We start from the raw sequence: 16924 nt of genomic DNA, 5'->3' as shown, positions 1-16924 counted from the left end.
TTTAGCGATCTTCCAGGCGATTATAGTCGAGAAGACCGCCTTCAATAGGATAGCGCTCGCTAGACCATTGCATTAATTTATCACTAAACGCCCAAAAATCAGGGTTGGTTCGGCGCATGCCAACATCGTCGAGCAGGGCTTTGTAATCGGCTTCGCTTTTAATGGATTTAAGCTTCTCAATCGAAGACGTTATCTCTGAGGTATTGATATACCAGAATGCGTCAGGGTAACTGCCCAACAAACCATGAACTAGCGTGATTGAATCTTTAGAAGGCTCCCTGTTTTCCTCTTCTTCAAATAGGCTATTTACATTGTAATGCGCGCTATTTCTAAGGGCAGTGAATACATCAATGTTGTCTGGGTTTTTGTCGTCTTGAATCACAATCATGGTAGTTTCGGGCATCAACGTCGCTTGTTGAGCAGGAAGTGAATCTAAGCGCTCTAATGCTTCGAGCTGTTCAGCTGATAGCAAACGTTTATTGTAAGTTGAGGCATTCGGTTGAACCTTAGCCAAGTATTGCGATAACAATTGATAAAGTTCTTGTTGAGGATTATCTGTTTCGAACGCTATGCCAGAAGGTTGTTCGAAACTGTTGATATCACCTTCCAAATAATCGGTAAGTTCAGGGCTTGCGTTTTGATACCAATCGTCAAGAAGGTCATGGCGGGTAGTTGGAGGAAGTAGATTAAGGAAGTTCGATTCACCTTCCATGCGTAAGAAATCCATATATAAACGGGTCAATAACTGATGGCCATAATTGCCGTAAACATCAAAGCCAGCAACAAGCAAATAGTGAATACGCTCTAACAAGGCATAGTCAATCACCCATGCCGTTTTGGTCGGCTTGCCAATCATTCCTTTCGCTACAGTGGCGTTATCGAAATGACGAAATACAGTCAAGCTGGCATTGGTATTACCGCCGTCGCCATCCCAAATGCTCGACAAATTCAGGTGCGCTCCGTCTTCAAATTCACTGTTTAAAAAGGCCGATCTTGCACGCATATAGTCGCCTTGGCGCTTTGCGTATTTAACCCAGTTTACCGCAAGGGCTGAGCTATCTTTTTCAGCCGGAAGGTGAAGGTTTTCCCTTTGAACAGTGTAAAAAGCATTCACTTTTTCAGATGCAGCAATGTCTGGGTCGACAAAGAACACCCAGAATCGATCGTTAATCACGTTTAGCGCGACTTGGCCTCTGCACACGGGACCTTTGATATAACCCATAATGGTGTTTTGCGCGCGCTCAAGCATAAATCGATAACGACTTTCTACTGGCAATAAGGTAAAGGCCGTTAATGGGTTGGCCGCCACCTGGGGTTTGTATGATGGCAATGTTTCTACAGAAAAGTCGGCGTCAACAAACCAAGTTTGCCATTTATCTAAAAGATCCTTGTTAATGGCGTAAGCCTGATGTGTTTTGCTCACAATCGTGGAATGCACAGGCTGCAATCGATAATAAACGCGCTCGACCTCGGGATCGTCGAAGGGTCTGCGAGTAGCAATAATATCTAACGTTTGTCCTGGCGGAGTGCGCGAGCGTACTAGATTAAAAAACTGAGGCGTTTTACCTTTTTCTGAAGTATCTTCGAAATAAAGGTGAGACGTAAACAAGTGTTCATAAATATAACGTGCGGAAAGTTGCATCTTGTTGCTTTCACCATTAAGCCACGTCTCCAATTCAGAAACTTTTTCCTGATGCTTTTTTGCAAGCGATTTAGGTGAAGGTAACTGCGCACCATGGTTTAACCACTGAATGAGTGTAGTGTGCTCTGCGTCCGACAGGGCTGGCAGTGCGTAGGGCATGCCTCCCAAGGGCTGGCCTGCTATATACTTGCCCATTTCATCTATTGTGGGGCATTGGTTTTGTCGGTTTAAGCTTATATCGAAACCGTCACCTAAATGAGCGGTATTGGGTAAAGGGTGCTGTTTTTTTAGCAAAAGCATTTGCGCTAACACCGAAGATTGTGTTGGCGAACTGTTATTATCTTCTTTTATTGGCAGTACATCGAAAAAGCCACGCTCGCGCCATCCATCCACGCCGTGAGCGTCGAGAAACATTCTGTTTGGCTGGGCAGCGGTAAGGCGCGTACCTTCATATACTTTTTCTTTGCTTGCCCCACGTGCAATACCTTCTGGAGATGTCATTTTGAGCTGGCATGGCGCATCATAACAGGCGTGGCATACCACACAGCGTTGCGTTAAAACTGGGTTTACTTGTGTATCAAAGAAATTGTCGGGCAAACTTTCCATGGCAGGCATGGCATCACTTGAGGAAAGTAAAGGTGCATCAGGTTTCGGCCATTGCCAGATAGCTAAAGCGATAATTGCTATAAGCAATGAAGTTATACCGAATTTTTTCATAGTATCAGTCCAGAAGATAGTCTCGCCTAGTCTATCATTCATTTCAGGTAGGGGGATGTTATAAATACTGAAAAACATGACTTCGCTGTAGCATTAGCACATCTACTACTAAGCATTTACTCATCAATAAATGCGCAGGAAGCACTGTGCTTTCATTTTACACCTTAGAATAAAACACAGAATCAGAGGAATAACATTATTTTTACATTGTCATTGCTTTGGGCGTTGTACTAGGTATGCTGATGAAAAGAATTCGCAGCGAGGGAAACATGTCTCATCAAATTATTCTGCCAAGAGTGATGCACATAGGGAAAGGGGCGAGTCAGCGGGTTGCTGAAACGCTAAAAGGACTCAACTGCCGTAAACCTTTACTGGTTACCGATAAAGTTATGGTCGAGTTGGGATATAGTGCTGCCATAGTGCAAATGCTGGAAGAGGCAGGAATAAGCGCCGATGTATTTTCAGATACAGTGCCAGAGCCCACGGTGAGGTCTATTTATCGCGGTGTGGATGCGTTCAAAACCCACGCTTATGACAGCATCATTGCTTTAGGTGGTGGAAGCCCCATCGATAGCGCAAAAGCCATCGCTATTTTGGGTAAGTACGGCGGCGAAATGCGAGACTACAAATTCCCTCGGGTTGTAGATGAAGCGGGGCTACCAATTATCGCCATTCCCACAACAGCGGGAACGGGTTCGGAAGCAACCCGGTTTACCATTATCACTGACGAAGATACCACCGAAAAAATGTTGTGCGTTGGTTTAGGGTTCATGCCAACGGCAGCCTTGGTCGATTACTCGTTAACGCAAAGCTTACCTGCCCGCGTAACAGCTGATACAGGCATTGATGCGCTCACTCACGCTATTGAAGCATTTGTAAGCCGCAAAGCTAATCTTTACAGTGATGCACAGGCGTTATCAGCCATGGCATTAATTGCGCCTAATCTGCGTATGGTATTTGCAGACCCAACAAATGAAACGGCGAGAGAGTCAATGATGCTGGGCTCAACGCTCGCGGGCATTGCTTTTTCAAACGCCTCAGTGGCCCTTGTTCATGGAATGAGCCGACCCATAGGCGCTGCTTTTCATGTGCCCCACGGCTTGTCGAATGCCATGTTGTTGCCCGCGGTTACTGCCTTTTCTATTCCAAGTGCATCAGTGCGTTATGCACAATGTAGTCGCGCCATGGGTGTTGCTACGCAAAGTGACTCTGATGAGGTGGCGAATCAAAAGCTTATCAACGAACTAAAAGCGCTTAATGCAGATTTGCAGGTGCCTACGCCTGCCGACTTCGGTATTGATAAAGAGGCATTTTTTGCATCGACTTCAACAATGGCAGAACAAGCTTTGGCATCAGGTTCTCCCGGTAATAATCCTCGCGTACCTAACATTGACGAAATGGTGGCTATTTATGTTTCGCTTTGGGAGTAACGCTTTTGCGAAAACACTAAATGAAAAAAGACTGCTTATTGCAGTCTTTTTTATGTGAATAGAAATATTGTGTAGAAAGCTAAGCGTTAAATAGCTTGCGGGTTATCGAGCCGTCCAGCCCCCATCAAGTACCATAGCTTGCCCTGTTATATTGCGAGCACTGGGCGACATTAAGAAGTTTGCGGTATCTGCAAGTTCTTCAACGCTAACAAATTGCTTTTTAGGCATGGGTTCTAACATTATTTTTGTTATTACCTCTTCCTCGGTAAGGTTATTTTCTTTTGCCTGTGCTGCAATTTGTTTCTCCACCAACGGTGTTTTCACATAGGCGGGGCAAAGGGTATTGATAGTTACATCGCAGTCCCCCGTTTCAAGCGCGATAGTTTTTGCAAACCCCAAGAGCCCGTGCTTCGCCGCTATATAAGCAGACTTATAGGGCGAGGCTACCAACGAGTGAATAGAGCCTACATTTATAATGCGCCCGTAGTTTTGCTTACGCATGGTAGGTAAAAACGCTTGGGTTAACAGAGCTGGGCCAACAAGCATGATATTTATAAGCTGCTGCCACTTATCTGCAGGGAAGTCCTCGATGCGTGAAACGTGCTGAATACCGGCATTATTTATAAGCACATCAACGGTATGTTTCCCTAGTACCTCAGGTAGCGCTGCAACTTTCTCTGCATCGCACACGTCTACGGCTACTGCGCTGGCCGAACCGTCTAAATGCGCAAGCCTGGTCACAGCCTCTTTCGCTGCCTGTTCGTTTATGTCGGCGATGATCACATGGTGCCCTTGTTTCATCATTGACTCAGCAATGCCAAAGCCAATGCCGCTTGCTCCACCCGTGATAAATATTGTGCGCTTAGTCATTGTTACTTCCGTTGGATTTATTTAGTGAAGGTGCACTATTTAATGAAAACAGCAGCTGTTTTACTGCGTTTATTTGTGCGCCGTTCCTGTTGGCGTAATCGCCAGAGGCATAGCCCCACCAATCCCAACAGCCTTGTGGATTTAACGGCATGAATAACGACTTTTTAGTTTGCGGATAAAGCACAACAATATTGTTGTCGTCAGCCCATTCATTCAGCCCCGTTTGGGTAGTGTAGGCATCGCCAACGGCGTCGGCATACTGGTTGCAGCCGTGAAAACTAATATGGGCTCTGCACGGCTCGCCTTGTGCACAGCTTTTAGGCACATACACAAAGCCTTCACTTGCCAATGTTTTGGCATCGCCACCCGCTATTTTTTGCTGATCAATTGAATGAATTTGCCCTGACAGTGACTCGTCGGGTGTCGAAACATCTTCAACGAGATGAGAGAGCATGGCACCTGCTGCATCGTAATCACAGTTTCCAATGAAGGGGCTCTCTGATTTCATGCAGTTAACCCCATTGTTTTTGGTGGGAAAGAGGTGTGCCATGGGTTTGTCATTGATATAGGCAATATTTTGTGTGTCTGTCCACAATTTGTATTGCTCAAACAATAAGTCGCTGACTTGTGCAATCACTCTGGTGTCTTGCGTACCGTGAAAAAGCCAGACTTTTGCGTCTTTCATATTGGAAAGCGACGCAATTTTTCCTTCAGTTTCATACTGTTTGGCTTTTTCATTCAGCGCTTCAAGGTTAATTTCTCCCTCTACCTTGTTCACGCACTGTGCCAGGGCAGTGGTTATATCACCTTGTGCACAGAAATACGGGCCACCAGCAATAACGCCAACGCCTTTTACCCAGTCGCTGTGTGCTAATTGAAATTGTGTTGCCATGTAACCGCCTGACGATAAGCCAGATACGGTAACGTTCTTTAAATCAATGGTGAGTGAAGGGAGCGCGTCTTGCGCAGATGACTCGTTACCGAATACCGGTACGCTAACGGCAAGTGCGCTTAATACAGACAGACAAAGCGCGTGGCGTAAAAAGGGGGTAGATTTTGTCATTGCATTGCAGCCTTATCATTTTCTAAAAATTGGCGAATAGCCTGAGCTTGAGCGGATACATTGGTCACGCCTTCTAAGTGACCTAATTTGCCATTTAGCGTAACCAATGTGCTGTCGTTATTCATTGCAGTTAAACCTTGGTGTGCACTTTGCGATAAGTAGGGCATAAGTAGCAAATCAGTTTGGGCTGGAATAAACAGCGTTTTCGCCTTTATCGACGCCAGTCCTTGCTCAAGATTACCTTGATGCCCAGCAACAAAAAGCTGGCAAGCTCTAACCAAATACAAAAGGTGGTTTGCGTCCATAGATTTTGCCCGGGTCTTCGCTCGCTCGCGCAGCCATTTCACAATACTGTGAGATTGGCGTATGTCATTAAGCGGCGCCGACTCAACATTTTTATACCCTAACGTGTTGCCGGTTTGGTTGAAAAAAGAAGGGGTAAGGGCATTTTGCGTAATTAACATGAGCGAGGCTGCTAAGCCATCAAGGGGCGCTTGCTCTTTGGAATAAGCGCCGTTGTTCCAGTTTTTATCTAGAGTGATTGGCGTTGCCCAGTGTTCCAATGCCGCGGTAGTCCATGCATCGCTTTGACCTGCGCCGATAACTGAAATCATACGTTCAACCCAGTCTGGGTAAGCGCTCGCCCAATCGATAGCCTGCATAGAGCCCATAGAAGGCCCAATAACCGCATACAGTTTGCTAATACCTAAACTTTCGAGAAGTGCTTTTTGAACATTGACAAAGTCACGTATTGTCACGACGGGAAAGTCTAAGCCATAGGGTTTACCTGTATCTGGATTTATTGACGTAGGACCGGTTGTAATAACGTGCGGGTCGTAAGCATTTAGATTGGCCAGCGTATCAACGCTTATTACATAAAAGCGGTCTGTATCAATCGCCTTGCCGGGGCCGATAATACTATCCCAGTAGCCTGGCGCTGGATCGTTTTCATCGTACTTTCCAGCTGCGTGGGAAGATCCAGAAAAATAGTGGGTAATCAGTATAACGTTACTCTTAGCATCATTTAGTGTTCCGTACGCCTCCCAGCCAACTTTTACGTTTTTAATTTGTTTACCACCAAAGGTTGTGAAATGAGGTATTTCAAAAACGCGTTTTTCTACCATCAGCGAAGCGCTTGGCAAGGAAGAAACGGGCTCAGAAATAGGTGCTTTTGAAGAACTGAGCAATGGCGATGTATCGTTGGATTCGCCAGCAATGCCCTGGCTATGTACAGTCAATATTAGTGTGGCAAATAATCCCACCAAGGGGCGCTGCTTTTTAACTGAATACACCTCAACCAAATTTGCTAATGCTAACTGTTTCTGCACTCGTTGTGAGCTGAGCTGTTTCAATAGCTTATTGATGCCTTTACTCTTACTCCACACTAACGTGAAAGCAAGCGTCTTTTTCCAATTCATACTTTCTTATCCCTTTCTCTGGCCGCATTTTTAGATGGCAATGTTTTGCTAGAGTGACTTATATATCGTGCTGCCTTAGGCCATATCGTTGGCTTTGACTAATGCTACATAATGCTAAACAGGCCAATGGCCATGGCAAGGCCAATAACTGGCACCACAACAGTTAGCGCACCAACCGCCCAGTAGGCAGCCTGATGGCTTTCGTTACAAATGGCGCGTATGGTAGTAACCACATAGCCATTGTGAGGTAACGAATCTAATGCGCCTGATGATATAGACACAATTCTATGTAGCTGTTCTGACTCTACGCCTTGGTCAAGGTAATGCGGAGCTACCAAGGGTAAGGCAATGGCTTGTCCGCCAGATGCACTTCCTGTTAACCCTGCAATCACGCTTACGGCAATGGCGGCACCAATAAGCTCGTTACCAGGAATTTGGGTCATAAGCGCTACTGTTGTTTGAAACGCTTCGGTGTTTTTTGCTATAGAGCCAAAACCTACAACAGCGGCGGTGTTACCTATGGCGATCAATGCGCCGGTGGTACCCGCATTTATGGCAACCGGTAAACTGTGAAAATGTTTGTAGTTAATAGCCAGCAAACACAGTACGCCGCCGCCTAACGCCAGAATAAGCGCAAGCTGAGCGAGTTCTTCATGGAATAGAAACGAAATGACTAACACCACGACTAACGGCACAATTCCGGTAAGCGGGTGGGGTAGCGCTCTGTCTCGCACTTCAGGGTCGCTTGCTCTGGCTTCAAACACCTCGCCGTTATTAACGGCTTTTCTGATCATCTTAGCAAGCCACCAGTAACCGAAGCATGCCATGAATATGGCGACGACAAGGCTAACTTCCCACGCAGCAAAAGGGGAGGTGCCTAAATACTTTATAGGAATCCAGTTTTGGATTTCTGGCGAGCCCGCGGAGGTCATCGTAAATGTTACCGACCCGAATGCCATGGCAGCAGGTATGAAGCGACGGGGTAAATTGGCATCTTTAAACAAACTCACCGCCATAGGGTAAACAGAAAACGCTACCACAAACACGCTTACACCACCGTAGGTCAAAATAGCGCAAGCTAGCACAACAGCTAATACGGCACGCTTGTAACCAATTTTGGTAATAATCCAGCGAGAAAAAGCATCTGCTGCCCCTGTGTCTTCCATGAATTTACCGAATAACGCACCAAGTAAAAACATGAAAAACCAAGAGGCGATAAAGCCAGAGAAACCACTCATATAGGTTTGAACGAAGTTTAAATCGCCGGTGAAGACGCCGATATTATTGGTAATGGCAACTACAAGCGCACACAAAGGTGCAGCAATAAAGAGGTTCATTCCGCGTATTGTCAAAACAATAAGCAACAACAGACCGCCTACTAAGCCAATCATACTTAACATAGTTATTATTCCTTAAAAAATCTGTGACCGCAGATGATCCGAAACAGTTAAGTCGATTAAAGATTTGCTTACACTCAAAACCACAAAGTGTATACAAATCAGATAAAAAGCGTTCGTAACAGACATAAAGTTTGACGTTACTTTTATCAAAATCCCATAGTACGATGGTACTACATACTATTAACAATTAATTAACTAGAGTGATTTTGACCGTAGGCAATACATCCGGCAGTGACCAGAACTTAGAACAACAAGGACTCACTATGTCTCAATCAACACACACAAATGGCTTGGTTTTACCCTACCAATCACATTCAGCCTCTGTTAGCACAGTAGAACGCAAAAGCGATTCAGTTAAGCTCCCCATTCGCAGCCTTTGTGCCCTAGCGGTGGCTAGCGTTTTAAGCACGGCACCAGTATTTGCTCAGGATAGTCAAGCTGATGCCGATGCCAAAGCGCAAAAAGGAAAATTAGAACGCATTGAGGTGACAGCGCGAAAAACTGTAGAGTCGTTACAGGAAACGCCGGTAGCTATCACGTCTATTGGTGCGGTTGAACTTGGCGAAAAAGGGATTAGCGTGCTGACTGAAGTGCAGCAGTTTTCGCCCAACACTACGCTACAAACCAGTCGCGGTACCAACTCCACCTTGACGGCATTTATTCGCGGATTGGGTCAGCAAGACCCGCTTTGGGGCTATGAACCAGGCGTGGGTATTTATGTTGATGATGTTTATATTGCTCGCCCACAAGGAGCCGTACTTGATTTGTTAGACGTACAGCGTATTGAGGTGTTACGTGGCCCGCAGGGGACGCTTTACGGAAAGAATACGATTGGTGGCGCGGTTAAATACGTTACGAAAGAAATGACCGGCGATAGGCAGATGAACGTTGAAGCTACGGTAGGTAGTTACAGTCAGCGTGATATCAAAGTGACAGGTCAAATACCATTGATTGAAAACACTGTGTATCTAGGCGTGGGTTATGCCAACTTAAACCGCGACGGCTTCGGCGAATATCTGGTAAGCGCGTTGCCCAATCAAGATAAAGAGAATTATAACAAAGATCTTTGGGCAGCCCGTGTAACGCTAGAGGTTCATCCGAGTGAAGATTTGTTTTTCCGTATTGGATGGGATAAGACCGAAGACACGTCAAATGCGAAAGGCGGCTACCGCTTAATCCCAAGTATGTTAACTGATGCGCCCGTGCCTGATTCGGTTTTTGATTCTTACACCAGCTTACCTACATGGAATAAAGTCGAGTTAGAAGGCTATAACTGGCTGGCACGATACCAAGTGAATGATGATTTAGAGCTTAAATATATTGGTTCGCATAGAGAGAGCTATTCACCTACCAACATTGATTTTGACAATACGCCCTTGCCTATTTTTGATGTACCGGCAGAGTATGACGACAGTAATGATACTCACGAGATTCAAGCGAATTATACCGGGAACGCGTTTAGCTTAGTGTCAGGGCTTTTTTTTTACGATGGTGAGAGTTGCGGTAATTTTGACGCAATTTTAGGTGTGTTAGGTCAATCGCTTGGTGCCTCAGGGTTGACGCGGGAAGTGACGGGTTGTAATAACTCAGAAAGCTGGGCTGCCTATGCGCAAATGAACTATGACGTAACCGATAAGCTATCGCTTTCGCTTGGTGCCCGATACACCGATGAAGAAAAGTCCGCGTTTGTAAACAATGGTCTGGTATTCGCCAATGTTTATCCTTATACCGACTGGATTGATGGTTACGTGCGTCCCGACGGACAATTAGTGCCTCAAGTACTTGGGACAGACACCGATGGCGATGAAGTGTTAGATGCGCCAGCGGTAGAGAGTTGGTCGCGCTTTACTCCGCGAGTGGGCGTGGAATATCAAATGGACCGCGATACCATGTTCTTCGCGAGCTATTCACAAGGCTTCAAATCGGGCACGTTTAACCCTCGCGCTCAGTCTAACGAGCCTGGTGTTGAACCAGAAGTCGTTGACAGCTTCGAAGTGGGTGTGAAGAGTGACTTAACCGACGCACTTCGTATGAATATCACATTGTTCTCTTACGACCACAAAGATCGTCAGTATATTGGTGTAGAAGGGGATTTGTCTGATCCAACAGCCCTCGACCAGCGACTGCGCAATGCTGCAGAGACGGCCGCAAAAGGCGCCGAGTTGGAGATGACGTGGGTAGCCACGGATAACCTTCAGTTTGACGTTGCTTACGGTTATATTGACTTTGAAATTAAGAAAAACAACGCAATCCCTCCGTTGATTGGTCTAGCAAGTACGCCAGAGAATACCTTTAATCTTAATGCCAACTACCTACTAGAAACGAGTTTTGGGGATATTACTTTCAACGCCAACTACTACTATCGCGATGATTATCTTATCTTTGAAACCAGCGATCTTATTCAACAAGATGCCTATGGTATGGTGAACTTAAGCGCGCGCTGGGAAAGCGTTGAAGGCGACTGGTATGCTGGACTACACGTTAAAAACTTGACCGATGAAGAGTATCTGGTTGGTGGTTATGACTTTGTTACGCAAGACGATGAAGGTAACTTTGGTCCGGGCCTTGGTGGCGATACTACACTTATTGGTTATTACGGTGACCCACGTACAGTTCACCTTACGGTAGGTTATCGATTCTAAACGGTATGTTCTGAAGAAGACCGGCAACACGTTTCACGCCTAGGCCATTGCGCTTAGGCGTGCTCACTTTTGCTCGACCTTTTTCGATTGTGTTGGCCGACAGATGTGTCTAGCGTTGAAGGGCGTGGTGCGGACGCTTACGCAATAACAGATACGCCAATAAGATTAACCTTTTTTTACCGGCGTGGTAGTATTTTGATTAACAAGGTAGTTACAAGTTGATAGCGTTATGTCTGTGAAAATCTTGATTGCTGACGATCATCCTCTGTTCAGGGCTGCGATGTGCCATGCGTTAGCTAGTGTGGAACATATCGAACTTGTAGAAACCTCCACGTTCCCCGATACGCTCACTAGTCTTGAAGAAAATGACGACATCGATCTGCTTTTCTTAGATCTCACTATGCCCGGCAATGAAGGGTTAAATGGCCTTGCTGAGGTACATGCGCTCTATCCTGATGTACTTGTTGTTGTTATTACCGCACAAGAAGAGCCTGATGTTATGGCAAAATCGTTTGCGTTAGGCGCAAGCGGTTTTATACCCAAATCAGCTTCGGTCGATTGCATTATTGACGCGGTAAATACGGTGTTAGACGGTGAAACTTGGGTCCCGCCTACTGTTCACATAGCTTCGGCCACGATATCAAATGCCTCTGCATCCAACGTGAATAATCGCTCTGACCAAGATGATTTCACGAACCGACTAAAGCAACTTACCCCTCACCAACTTAAAGTGTTGCGAATGGTATCAGACGGCTTGCTCAACAAGCAGATTGCTTACGAACTGGCCATTTCTGAGTCCACCGTTAAACAACATGTATCAGCAGTATTGAGAAAACTTGGCGTTATCAACAGGACTAAGGCTGGCATTGCGTTCAAAAATGCTATGCATTTAAGCTAAACGGAAAGCGATAGACGTCTTCAAGACTATGATCATATTGATATAGTTTAAGCACTAACATGTATTAGATGCTTTCCACTAGATTAGGGGGGGGGGCGCGTTCGGTTCATCGTGCTAATTCGATCTCAATCAACTCATGTGCTAGCGTAAGGTTTCAAAGGATTAGTTTACTGGCGTAAAAGGATATTTATGACGCGATTTATTTTACTTTCCCTTCTTTTTAGTTCTTTCAATGCGTTTAGTGCCGTTACAGCGTGGACAGATTTCACCCTGGACAACGGTCACGTTTTTTTGCCTGTTACCATAGAAGACATCGAATCTCGGGTCATGCTGGATTCAGGAGCACAAATAAACAGTATCAATCGCGCGTTTATCGGGAAGCATGATTTAGACCTTGATAAAGGGCGCCCCGTGACCGTTAAAGGGGTGTACGACGTTGAAAGGCGAAACGCTTACAACAATGTAAACGTTAAAATATTTGGTAGTGATTTCGAGCTGGATTCACTTGTCGAATCCAGCTTAGGTCATCACTCTAATGGTATGTTACTGGGGGCAGGTTTTTTCAATAACTTCATCGTTCAATTGGACTACCCCCACAGAAAAATTCGTTTGGTGACGCGTGATTCGATAGATATGGGAGAGGTGGCAAATGTTCGAGCCAACTCTCAACAGGCTAGTGGAATGCCTATCGCGCAAGTAGAAATTAACGGTGTTGCGTTGTGGCTATTAGTCGATACTGGTAACGCCGGTACAATTTTGATTAACCGTCGAGCGGCGTCCAAGGTTGGGTTGCTTGAAAAAGTGGAAGGCGCAAGCACGTCGTTTGGTGCCAATAGTTCTGGGGTTAATGAGTTCGCTACGTCTGATGTAGTGAAGTTTGGCCCTTATGAAATTGGCGATGTGAAAGTTAGCTTTCCTGCTAAAGGACAAAAAACAAACTTAGAAAGTCAGTATGAACGGACAGGCAGCCGGATTGCAGGAAAGCGGGTAGTAGGCTTAATAGGCTATGATTTGTTGAAAGACTTCGTTGTAACACTTGATTATCGTTACGGGAAACTTCACATCGCGTTACCGCAAAAGTAAAAAGCATCTTGATGCAAACCAGCTACCAAAAGAAGACGAAATACCTACTGCCGTACTACAAATGCGATCACTAGTTCTTTATTAAACAAGCGATTGCTTTAGCAGTCGCTTAAGTGCCGCAGGCTTTAAGGGTTTTGGCAGGTAGCTAAATTGTTGCTCCGCCGCTTCTTCTCTTATGTCGTTACTTCTGTTGGCAGTGACTAAAATCTTTAAGGCAAAACTCACGTTATTTTCAGAAAGAATCGCTGCAACGTCAAAACCGGTTTCGCCATAATTTAGGTGATAATCGGCGACGAGCACATCAAAGTGTTCTTGTGAAATACTCGACACTTCTGCTCCGCCCGCTATCAATGTTGTGCGCCCTCCCCAATCTCTCAGTAAGGTACACATTGCATTTGCCACTTGCTCGTCATTTTCTACAAGTAGAAAACGGGTGTCTTTCAAAAATGCATTGTTGTTTTTATTCGCTGAGTCTAAAGAGGGCATTTGATGGGAGTGCGAAGAGACAGGGCGAGAACGGCTGTCTAATGCGCTTTTTTGAACGCTTACTGAATTATTTGGCGCACTTGCTGAGTTCTTCGTTAATACTGATTTATTAAAAGGGGAGTCAACATGATTAGTGTTACTTGCGTGCGCGGTGGGTATCGAGGCTTCGCTTTGAAATGCTCTAGATACAGCCACACTGAAGCAGCTTCCTTTATTTGGCGATGAAGTCAGTCCGACTTCATGACCGAGTAGTCGACATATCTTATCTACAATAGTCAGGCCTAATCCAATTCCTTCGCCTTTGTTGTTGCTCTCTAGCTGGTGGAATTCACTAAATATTTCATGCTGTTGGTGGTCGGCGATACCTAGTCCGGTATCGTAAACACAAAGCTTTATAACCTGCTCGGTATTTGTGACTCTTGTGCGTCTCACGCCCACCAAAATACGGCCTTTTGCGGTATAGCGGACTGCGTTGGACAGCAAGTTTTGAAGCACCCGTCGCAGTAGCACTTTGTCCGAGTACACCATAACTCTGGTCGGTACATACCTGAGCTCAATACCTTTTTGCTTTGCAATGACACTAAATTCCTGCACCAATGAAGACAACATATCACTGACTGGAAATTCAGTCTTTTGAGGGGTAAGTACGCCAGCGTCTAATTTCGTCATATCAAGTAGCATTGAAAGTAAGCTCTGAGCATTGTCCAAAGAATTCACCACGCCTTCAGATAGTGTGGCCAGTTCACTACCTTGCGTCTTTTTGCTGAGCATGCTGGCAAATAATGTTGCGGCGTTGAATGGTTGCATGAGATCGTGCCCAGCCGCGGCCAGAAATTTGGTTTTGCTCTCGTTAGCTTTGTCAGCGTGTTGTTTGGCTTCTTCTAATTCTGCTGTACGCTGCGCAACCCTTGCCTCCAAGTCTTCTTTTGCACTTTCTAATTCTTTTTGAATTGCTATGTATTCAGTGATATCGCTATAGGTAGTCACGTAGCCGCCACCAGGTAGCGGCGCGCCGTTAAGTTCAATCACTTTTCCGTCAGGCTGTTTGCGAATATGTTTATGACGGGTGCCTTCCAGCATGTAGCTAACGCGCTTTTCGATAGATGAGGGGCTAAACAACCCTCGGTTTGCGTTGTAGCTAAGTATATCGGTAATGGGCATGCCCGCTTTTAGAAATCCTTTAGGGTAGGCAAATAACTCCACGTAACGTTCGTTCCACGCCAGTAGCTGCAGTTTGTCATCAAGCACACTTATGCCTTGCTCAATGTTTTGCACTGACGATTGAAGTACCTCGTGGTTAAACTGAAATGACTGAGAAGCTTCTTCTACCCAGTCAACCAGTTCTGGAAAGCTTTCGCTGCCTGTATCTGCGATGGCGCCCAGTAATATACGAGCACTAGGTGCTCCTACTTGTGCGGCAAGCAACTTATTTACCCTGTCGATAAGCGCCTGACTGGCATAACCACTGCTAGCGGCGCGATTGACGTCAACTGATAGCTGCTTAACCAGTTGAGAGTGCGTGGCACTTTCGAGCACACGTTCGGTGAGTGCAATTAAGTCCCTCACTTTTACCAGTAAACGAGGTGTGTCGTGATCTGTTAGGAGCGTATTATTTGGCTTCGTGCCACGTCTTGATGTAATCAATGCAACCGTGACGAATGTTAGGCAATTAGCCAATAAGGAAAAGGCAAAGCCCAAACCAAGCGCTTGGTCAGTGGGTGCTGGGTTGAAATAATAACTCGACAGTAAGCTTGGGTAGAGGAGAAATGCTGCCCAACATGTAAACCCTACCAATAAGGCGCAAATAGCTGCAGCTTTGTTGCTTTTCGGCCAGTAAAGACCAAACATGAGTGAAGGCATGCACTGTGCTAATAATGCAATAGCAATCACCCCGCTTTTAACCAGAGGTGCAGCCTGACTTATATTCAAGTGATACCAGAGCGCAATGCTAAGTACGACCACAACGGTAATACGACGTATAGACAGTATTTTGTTTGGCTGCATTGAACGATTGGGCGAAGTCTTTAGTCTCGCTTTTAGCCAAAGTGGCGTGACAACATTGTTCGAGATCATTATTCCCAGCGCCAAGGTTGCAACAATCACCATGCTGGTGGTTGCAGAAAGACCTCCTATGAAAGCAAATGACGACAGCGCGATATTTTCAGCATGTAAAGGTAGGGCAAGCACATACGCATCAGAGCTCGTATCCACTGGCAGCAGCTTTTTTCCTGCAAGTGCAATAGGAATAATAAAAAGGGTCATGCCAAATAGATAGAGGGGAAATAGCCACCTTGCTGTTCTAAGCTCCCCCTCACCGTTCTGCTCAACGAAGTTCATATGAAACTGTCGTGGCAAAACGAACATAGAGCAAACGCCCAAAACAACATGTGATACATAAACCCAGGGAGCGCTATCAGCATAAATGACTTCTCGAGCACTGGCATTTGAAGCGGCGTTAGACACCAAATCCAACACACCATCAAACAGATAGAAGCAAACGAAAACACCTACAGCGCACAGGGCAACAAGCTTTATAACCGATTCAAACGCTATAGTAAGTAGCAGACCGGGGTGTTTGTCGGTCAAGTTGAGTGTACGGGTACCGAAGATAATGGCAAATAATGCGAGCAAGATAGCTACGTAGATACTTAACCATGGCGTGCTTGTATGCGCGTCGTCAGTCAACAAATTTATTGATTTCGTAATGGCGTCTAACTGCAGGGCGATGTAGGGCACTACACCGAAAAAACACAGTAAAGTGATAAGCGCGGCAATCAAGTGGGAGTGCTGGTATTTAAGTGAGATGAGGTCTGCTAAAGAGCTGATGTTGTGTTGTTGACACAGTCTGCTTATATGAAGCACCACAGGAAACGCAAATGCCATAGTCAGCATAATCCCTAAATAAGTAGGGATAACTGCCCAGCCATATTGTGCTGCTTGAGAGGTAGTGCCGAAAAATGCCCAAGATGTACAATGCACGCCCAATCCAAGGCTGTACAATATTGGGTGTTGCCGGTTGTCACGTAAACGCTTATCGCCCCAAAATGCTAAAGCGAAAAGCGCGAGGAGATAACAACCAACAATAGTGCCAACCGTCCAGATACTTAGCATAGATATTCCGTGTAGTTGAACGCATTTATTAGCGCAATTGAAAGCGCGTTTTATGTTGATTCACATTAACATAGTTTTCACATGCGAGGTATCTTCTGTCAGTACATAACCAATATTTCGGAGTTAATCGTTTGTTAGTTATTTGTAATTTGAACTGTAAGTGA

Annotated in this window: 10 protein-coding genes; 4 read left to right on the top strand and 6 right to left on the bottom strand. The window is 45.5% G+C overall.

Annotation, left to right across the window (positions count from 1 at the left end; genetic code table 11):
• Nucleotide 1 precedes the first annotated feature (1 nt).
• Nucleotides 2–2344 carry a fatty acid cis/trans isomerase gene (locus tag V7R42_RS02315; RefSeq protein ID WP_334018943.1) on the bottom strand — a complete coding sequence of 781 codons (2343 nt, stop codon included), beginning with the start codon at nucleotides 2342–2344 and terminating at the stop codon, nucleotides 2–4.
• Nucleotides 2345–2601: 257 nt separating this feature from the next.
• Here V7R42_RS02315 and V7R42_RS02310 point away from each other — a divergent pair, with 257 nt between their 5' ends.
• Nucleotides 2602–3789 carry an iron-containing alcohol dehydrogenase gene (locus V7R42_RS02310; RefSeq protein WP_334018627.1) on the top strand — a complete coding sequence of 396 codons (1188 nt, stop codon included), beginning with the start codon at nucleotides 2602–2604 and terminating at the stop codon, nucleotides 3787–3789.
• Nucleotides 3790–3891: 102 nt separating this feature from the next.
• Here the strand turns inward: V7R42_RS02310 and V7R42_RS02305 are convergent, their stop codons facing one another.
• The 4 genes from V7R42_RS02305 to V7R42_RS02290 form a co-directional block, all read right to left on the bottom strand.
• On the bottom strand, nucleotides 3892–4659 hold the full coding sequence (locus tag V7R42_RS02305; protein WP_334018626.1) for a 3-hydroxybutyrate dehydrogenase: 768 nt from the start codon (nucleotides 4657–4659) through the stop codon (nucleotides 3892–3894).
• Nucleotides 4652–5722 (bottom strand): extracellular catalytic domain type 2 short-chain-length polyhydroxyalkanoate depolymerase, encoded by a 1071-nt coding sequence (locus V7R42_RS02300; RefSeq protein ID WP_334018625.1) that lies wholly within the window; start codon nucleotides 5720–5722, stop codon nucleotides 4652–4654. The genes V7R42_RS02305 and V7R42_RS02300 overlap by 8 nt, the downstream gene beginning before the upstream one ends.
• The gene (locus V7R42_RS02295) at nucleotides 5719–7140 is read right to left on the bottom strand and encodes an E22 family MetX-like putative esterase (RefSeq protein WP_334018624.1); all 1422 of its coding nucleotides are present in this window, start codon (nucleotides 7138–7140) and stop codon (nucleotides 5719–5721) included. The genes V7R42_RS02300 and V7R42_RS02295 overlap by 4 nt, the downstream gene beginning before the upstream one ends.
• Nucleotides 7141–7244: 104 nt before the next feature.
• Complete coding sequence (locus tag V7R42_RS02290) at nucleotides 7245–8540, bottom strand: GntP family permease (RefSeq protein WP_334018623.1); 1296 nt, start codon at nucleotides 8538–8540, stop codon at nucleotides 7245–7247.
• A gap of 263 nt (nucleotides 8541–8803) precedes the next feature.
• Here V7R42_RS02290 and V7R42_RS02285 point away from each other — a divergent pair, with 263 nt between their 5' ends.
• The 3 genes from V7R42_RS02285 (at nucleotide 8804) to V7R42_RS02275 (ending at nucleotide 13163) form a co-directional block, all read left to right on the top strand.
• Entirely contained in the window at nucleotides 8804–11182 is a 2379-nt protein-coding gene (locus tag V7R42_RS02285) for a TonB-dependent receptor (RefSeq protein ID WP_334018622.1), read from the top strand.
• 229 nt (nucleotides 11183–11411) lie between these two features.
• Entirely contained in the window at nucleotides 11412–12080 is a 669-nt protein-coding gene (locus tag V7R42_RS02280) for a response regulator transcription factor (RefSeq protein ID WP_334018621.1), read from the top strand.
• A 189-nt stretch (nucleotides 12081–12269) separates the two neighbouring features.
• Nucleotides 12270–13163 carry an aspartyl protease family protein gene (locus tag V7R42_RS02275; RefSeq protein WP_334018620.1) on the top strand — a complete coding sequence of 298 codons (894 nt, stop codon included), beginning with the start codon at nucleotides 12270–12272 and terminating at the stop codon, nucleotides 13161–13163.
• 81 nt (nucleotides 13164–13244) lie between these two features.
• Here the strand turns inward: V7R42_RS02275 and V7R42_RS02270 are convergent, their stop codons facing one another.
• The gene (locus V7R42_RS02270) at nucleotides 13245–16760 is read right to left on the bottom strand and encodes a hybrid sensor histidine kinase/response regulator (protein WP_334018619.1); all 3516 of its coding nucleotides are present in this window, start codon (nucleotides 16758–16760) and stop codon (nucleotides 13245–13247) included.
• Nucleotides 16761–16924 lie beyond the last annotated feature (164 nt).

Origin of the sequence: Alteromonas sp. S015 (assembly GCF_036864485.1) — a bacterium.
GTDB lineage: Bacteria > Pseudomonadota > Gammaproteobacteria > Enterobacterales > Alteromonadaceae > Alteromonas.
The sequence above is the reverse complement of the archived record's forward strand: the minus strand, read 5'-3'. Positions and strand labels throughout refer to the sequence as shown.

Excerpts from the sequence above, each read along its gene's own strand:
- V7R42_RS02310 (WP_334018627.1), top strand. The coding sequence starts at position 2,602 with ATGAAAAGAATTCGCAGCGAGGGAAACATGTCTCATCAAATTATTCTG.
- V7R42_RS02305 (WP_334018626.1), bottom strand. The coding sequence starts at position 4,659 with ATGACTAAGCGCACAATATTTATCACGGGTGGAGCAAGCGGCATTGGC.
- V7R42_RS02300 (WP_334018625.1), bottom strand. The coding sequence starts at position 5,722 with ATGACAAAATCTACCCCCTTTTTACGCCACGCGCTTTGTCTGTCTGTA.
- V7R42_RS02295 (WP_334018624.1), bottom strand. The coding sequence starts at position 7,140 with ATGAATTGGAAAAAGACGCTTGCTTTCACGTTAGTGTGGAGTAAGAGT.
- V7R42_RS02290 (WP_334018623.1), bottom strand. The coding sequence starts at position 8,540 with ATGTTAAGTATGATTGGCTTAGTAGGCGGTCTGTTGTTGCTTATTGTT.
- V7R42_RS02285 (WP_334018622.1), top strand. The coding sequence starts at position 8,804 with ATGTCTCAATCAACACACACAAATGGCTTGGTTTTACCCTACCAATCA.
- V7R42_RS02280 (WP_334018621.1), top strand. The coding sequence starts at position 11,412 with ATGTCTGTGAAAATCTTGATTGCTGACGATCATCCTCTGTTCAGGGCT.
- V7R42_RS02275 (WP_334018620.1), top strand. The coding sequence starts at position 12,270 with ATGACGCGATTTATTTTACTTTCCCTTCTTTTTAGTTCTTTCAATGCG.
- V7R42_RS02270 (WP_334018619.1), bottom strand. The coding sequence starts at position 16,760 with ATGCTAAGTATCTGGACGGTTGGCACTATTGTTGGTTGTTATCTCCTC.